General features: G+C 73.9%; 5 protein-coding genes. 4 read left to right on the forward strand and 1 reads right to left on the reverse strand.

All coding sequences use genetic code 11. The features are described from left to right. The first annotated feature begins 218 nt into the window (after positions 1-218). Entirely contained in the window at positions 219-449 is a 231-nt protein-coding gene (locus AOK16_RS12140) for a DUF3107 domain-containing protein (protein WP_055472273.1), read from the forward strand. Between the two features lie 178 nt (positions 450-627). Then, positions 628-900 carry a hypothetical protein gene (locus AOK16_RS12145; RefSeq protein ID WP_055472274.1) on the forward strand — a complete coding sequence of 91 codons (273 nt, stop codon included), beginning with the start codon at positions 628-630 and terminating at the stop codon, positions 898-900. A 61-nt stretch (positions 901-961) separates the two neighbouring features. Here the strand turns inward: AOK16_RS12145 and AOK16_RS12150 are convergent, their stop codons facing one another. Further along, positions 962-1711, reverse strand: a complete 750-nt coding sequence (locus tag AOK16_RS12150; RefSeq protein WP_055472275.1) for a ferritin-like fold-containing protein — start codon at positions 1709-1711, stop codon at positions 962-964. A 467-nt stretch (positions 1712-2178) separates the two neighbouring features. Between AOK16_RS12150 and AOK16_RS12155 the strand changes: the two genes are divergently transcribed. Continuing rightward, positions 2179-3777: a DEAD/DEAH box helicase gene (locus AOK16_RS12155; protein ID WP_055472276.1), complete on the forward strand. Its 1599-nt coding sequence runs from the start codon at positions 2179-2181 to the stop codon at positions 3775-3777. 229 nt (positions 3778-4006) lie between these two features. Then, on the forward strand, positions 4007-4963 hold the full coding sequence (locus AOK16_RS12160; protein ID WP_055472277.1) for an alpha/beta fold hydrolase: 957 nt from the start codon (positions 4007-4009) through the stop codon (positions 4961-4963). The last annotated feature ends 231 nt before the right edge of the window (positions 4964-5194 follow it).

Genomic DNA, 5194 nt, shown 5'->3' on the forward strand with positions numbered 1-5194 from the left:
CGCCGCCGCGGCGGCGGGAAGATCCTTCCCCGCGACGCCGAGGAACCCCGTGACACGACCACGGCGGCGCCGAACCGCCCGCCGCCCTCGCCTCAGTGGCGGCGCGTTCGCTGCCGGCGTTGTGAACAGGGCGCTTACGGGCGGGCCGACCCGGCTAGGGTGTGCTGCGTACGGCGCGGATGGCCGCGCACCCAACTGACCGTCGGAGGGACGAAGCCGTGGAGGTCAAGATCGGCGTGCAGCACGCGCCCCGCGAGATCACCCTGGAGAGCGGGCAGAGCGCCGAGGAGGTCGAGCGCGCCGTAGCCGAGGCGCTCTCCGGCAAGTCGCAGCTGCTCAGCCTGGTGGACGACCACGGCCGCAAGGTCCTGGTCCCGGCCGACCGGCTGGCCTACGTGGAGATCGGCGAGCCGACCACCCGCAAGGTCGGCTTCGGCGCCGCCCTGTAGCAACCCGGCGCCCAGCGCAACCGCACGGCGGCCCGGTGGTCCAACCCGACCACCGGGCCGCCGTACATCTGTCCCCACCTGGGCGATCGCACAGGATTACGGGGCGGAGGGCGGGGGTACGACGGCCGTGGACCGGTCGGCACCTGCCGGCCGGAAGCCGTGCGGGAGGACGCGACACATGATCTGGGAAGCGCTCGGCTCGATGGTCCTCGGCCTGACGGTCGCCTACGCCGCCGCCCGCTGGTTGCCCGGCCGGCTCCCCGCCCGCCCCCTGGTGCTCGTCACGGGCGCGGTCGCCGCCCTCTTCGGTGCCCTCATCACGTACACCGTCATCGGCGCGGGCCACCCGCTGGCGACCCTGCTCGGGGGGCTGGCCGTGGGCGCGGCCCTGCTGTCGCTGCTGGTCAGGCCGGCGGGCGGGCGCCAGGTGCGCCGATCACCGGCGGTCTGACCCCTCCCGCCCCGTCCCGTAGTGGGCCCGCGTCCGGTGCGCCGGCGCGGGCCCGTACCGCTCAGGCCGCGAGGCCCAGTGCGGCCATGCGCTTGGTGTGCGCCTCGGTGATCCGCGAGAACATCCGCCCCACCTCGGCCAGATCGAAGCCGTCCGCGACGCCGCCCACGAGCATCGTGGACAGCGCGTCCCGGTCCGCGACGACCCGCTGCGCCTGGCTGAGCGCCTCGCCCATCAACCGCCGCGCCCACAGCGCGAGCCGCCCGCCGACCCGCGGCTCGGCCTCGATCGCGGCGCGCACCTTCTCCACGGCGAACGAGGCGTGGCCGGTGTCGTCCAGCACCTGCAGGACCAGGTCCCGGGTGTCGGAGTCGAGCCGTACGGCGACCTCGCGGTAGAAGTCGCTGGCGATGGAGTCCCCGACGTACGCCTTGACCAGGCCCTCCAGCCAGTCGGACGGCGCGGTCTGGCGGTGGAACTCGTCCAGCGCGGCCGCGAACGGCGCCATGGCCTCGGTCGGGGCGGCGTCGATGTCCGCGAGCCGGTCGCGCAGCCGCTCGAAGTGATGGAACTCGGCGGAGGCCATCTTGGCGAGCTCTGCCTTGTCCTCCAGCGTCGGCGCCAGCTTGGCGTCCTCGGCGAGCCGCTCGAAGGCCGCCAGCTCGCCGTACGCGAGGGCGCCGAGCAGGTCCACGACGGCGGCCCGGTACTGCGGGTCCTCGGATGCCCGCGCCCAGTCCTGGGCGGCGATCCCGGTGGGGGCCGCGGCGGCCGGCTCGGCGGGGGCGGTGGTCTCGTCAGACGTCTCCATGGAGCGCACAATAGTCCGCTCTCGCCTACACGGAAGTCCCTGGTCAGACACGCACGACACGGCGGGCCGCCCAATTGCCCCAACACATGTGCGCGATTCCGGGGTATGGTGGTAATGCACCTGCCGGGAACACGGTGGGTGATCTGATGAATGCGGATGCCCGGTCGGTGGCACGATCGGCTTCCCACCGACAGCCCTCCCCGCGGAGGCGTGCGAGCGCGTACGCCCTGCTGAGCGAGGGGCCCGCTCGCGGCGCGAGTGGATGCGCGAGAGCCAGTGGTCCCGCACTGACGCGGCCACCGACGGCCGACTGTTATCCGGTGCGGTTACGACCCTCCTCGCCCCGTCCCGCCGCGTCTCACAGAAGAGGCGAAACCCTGACTACGTTTAGAGACCTCGGGATCCTTCCCGAGACGGCCGAGGCCCTCGAGGCCGTCGGCATCACTTCCCCCTTTCCCATCCAGGAGATGACGCTCCCCGTGGCCCTCGCGGGCAACGACGTCATCGGCCAGGCCAAGACCGGAACCGGCAAGACGCTCGGTTTCGGCCTTCCGCTGCTGGAGCGCGTCACCGTGCCGGCGGACGTCGAAGCCGGCCGGGCCCAGCCCGAGCAGCTGACCGACGCCCCGCAGGCGCTGGTGGTCGTCCCCACCCGCGAGCTGTGCCAGCAGGTCACCAACGACCTCCAGACGGCCGGCAAGGTCCGGAACGTCCGCGTGCTGTCGATCTACGGCGGCCGGGCGTACGAGCCGCAGGTCGAGGCGTTGAGGAAGGGCGTCGACGTGGTCGTCGGCACCCCCGGGCGGCTGCTCGACCTGGCGGGCCAGAAGAAACTGCGGCTCTCCTCCGTCCGGGCGCTCGTCCTGGACGAGGCCGACGAGATGCTCGACCTGGGCTTCCTGCCCGACGTCGAGAAGATCATCCAGCAGCTGCCGGCCAAGCGGCAGACGATGCTCTTCTCCGCGACCATGCCCGGCCAGGTCATCTCGCTCGCCCGGCGCTACATGTCGCAGCCCACGCACATCCGCGCAACCGCGCCGGACGACGAGGGCCAGACGGTGGCCAACACCACCCAGCACGTGTTCCGCGCGCACTCCCTGGACAAGCCGGAGCTGGTCTCCCGCATCCTCCAGGCCGAGGGCCGCGGCCTGGCGATGATCTTCTGCCGTACGAAGCGGACGGCCGCCGACATCGCCGAGCAGCTCTCGCGCCGCGGGTTCGCCTCCGGCGCGGTGCACGGCGACCTCGGCCAGGGGGCGCGCGAGCAGGCGCTGCGCGCCTTCCGCAACGGCAAGGTGGACGTGCTCGTCTGCACGGACGTCGCCGCGCGCGGCATCGACGTCGACGGCGTGACGCACGTCATCAACTACCAGTCCCCCGAGGACGAGAAGACCTACCTGCACCGCATCGGCCGCACCGGCCGCGCGGGCCGCTCGGGTACGGCCGTCACACTCGTCGACTGGGACGACATCCCGCGCTGGAAGCTGATCAACAAGGCGCTGGACCTGCCGTTCGACGAGCCCGAGGAGACGTACTCCACCTCCGAGCACCTCCACGAGCTGCTGGGCATTCCGGCGGGCGTCACCGGCGTCCTGCCGCGGGCCGAGCGCACGCGCGCCGGGCTCGACGCCGAGGAGATCGAAGACCTCGGCGAGACCGGTGGACGCGGGCGCCGGGGCGGCCGCCCCGCGTCGTCCCCGTCCGCGGAGCGGACAGAGGAGCGCCCGAAGCGCGCGCCGCGGCAGCGGCGGCGGATGCGCGGCGGGGTGCCGCTCGCGGAGGGCGCGGAAAACGCCACCTCGGCGTCCGACACCGCCGCCGAAGCCGGCGCCTCGGCCACGGCCTCGGGCGAGGCGGCTGACACGGCCGAGACGAAGGCGCCGCGGCGCCGCCGCCGGAGCCGCGCGGCGAAGCCGGCGGCGACCGAGGCGAGCACCTCGGCCGCTCCGGAGGCGGCAGAGCCGAAGGCCGCGTCCTCGGACGCCGAGGCCCCGGCCAAGCCCCGCCGGCGCCGCCGCACCCGCTCCGCCAGCCCGGCAAAGCCGGACCCCACACCGGAAAGCTGAGCCACCCCACACCAACGGGCGCGGCCCGTCCCTTGTCAGGGACGGGCCGCGCCCGTTGCGTTCCGGTGTGGGCAGGCGTTCCGCTTAGGGCGATGGGGGTCCCCCCGGACGGAGTCTGGGGGGACCCCCAGCCCCCAGCGGAACGCATGCCCACAGCGGGGGCGAACCACGGCCCACCTGGCCCGTCCCGCCGCGTGGTGAATCCGCCGGCCCCGGATAGCCTCGGCGTATGAGTTTGCCGCTGTTTCTCGGATTGCCATCGTGTGCTCGGGCGTTTCGGCTTCGGACCGGGCGTGGGGAGTTCGCCGGGTTGGAGAGCCTGCCGCCGGAGGGGGTGGCACGACGGGGCAGCGCGCTGCTCGTGCCGGGGTTCACGGGCAGCAAGGAGGACTTCCTCGCGCTGCTGGAACCGCTGGCCCGGCGCGGGTTCCGCGTCGTGGCCGTGGACGGCCGCGGCCAGCACGAGTCCGGCGGCCCGCGCGAGGAAAGCGCCTACGCGCAGGACGAGTTGGCGCAGGACATCCTCGCCCAGGCCGCTGCCATCGCGGCGCAGGACATCCTCGCCCAGGCCACTGCACGTACCGGCCTCGCGCAGAAGGCGACCGCTCCCGCCCAGGAGGCGGCCGCGGCCGGAGGCGAGCCCCTGCACCTGCTCGGCCACTCGCTCGGCGGCCTGATCACCCGAGCCGCCGTCCTCAAGGACCCCTCCCCCTTCGCCTCGTACACGATCATGGCCTCAGGCCCGGCCGCCATCTGCGAGGCCCAGCAGGCCCGTACCCGGATCCTGATCGACGCGCTCGGCCGCTTCGACATGGAGACCGTCTGGCGCTCGATGCGCGCCCTCGACCCCCCGGAGGCCGCGAACGCGGCGACCCCGCCGGCCGTTGCGGAGTTCCTGTACCGGCGCTGGCTGAACACGGTCCCCGCGCAACTGGTCGCGACGGGCGGGCAGTTGCTCGTCGAGCCGGACCGCGTCGCCGAGCTGGCGGCCGTGCCGCTGCCCAAGCACGTACTGTCCGGGGCCGTCGACTACGCCTGGCCGATCCCGCTGATGGACGACATGGCCGTACGGCTCCGGGCCCACCGGACCGTCATCGAGGGCGCCGAGCACTCCCCCGGCGTCGAGCGGCCCGGGCCGACGGCCGAGGCGATGGCCGACTTCTGGGAGCGGCACGCGAGCGCGTAGCCCCCGCCCGACACCCCGCTCGACGCCCAGCTCGGAGCCACGCCCGGAACCACATCGGAGCCACGCCCGGAACCGCAGGGCTCGCCACAGGACGCCCCCGGAATCACGCCCGGGCCCGCACCGGAACCACGCCCGGAACCGCGCCTTTGACCGTGCCTGGAAACCGCGCCTAGAACTGCGCCTGCAAGTGGTCCCAGAAGCCGTCCCGCAGGGCCCGCCGCAGGTCGGCGT

The organism is Streptomyces pathocidini (genome assembly GCF_001418495.1).
GTDB classification, from domain to species: Bacteria; Actinomycetota; Actinomycetes; order Streptomycetales; family Streptomycetaceae; genus Streptomyces; species Streptomyces pathocidini.

Coding starts and splice junctions, on each gene's coding strand:
- AOK16_RS12145 (WP_055472274.1), top strand. CDS start 628: ATGATCTGGGAAGCGCTCGGCTCGATGGTCCTCGGCCTGACGGTCGCC.
- AOK16_RS12150 (WP_055472275.1), bottom strand. CDS start 1,711: ATGGAGACGTCTGACGAGACCACCGCCCCCGCCGAGCCGGCCGCCGCG.
- AOK16_RS12155 (WP_055472276.1), top strand. CDS start 2,179: ATGACGCTCCCCGTGGCCCTCGCGGGCAACGACGTCATCGGCCAGGCC.
- AOK16_RS12160 (WP_055472277.1), top strand. CDS start 4,007: ATGAGTTTGCCGCTGTTTCTCGGATTGCCATCGTGTGCTCGGGCGTTT.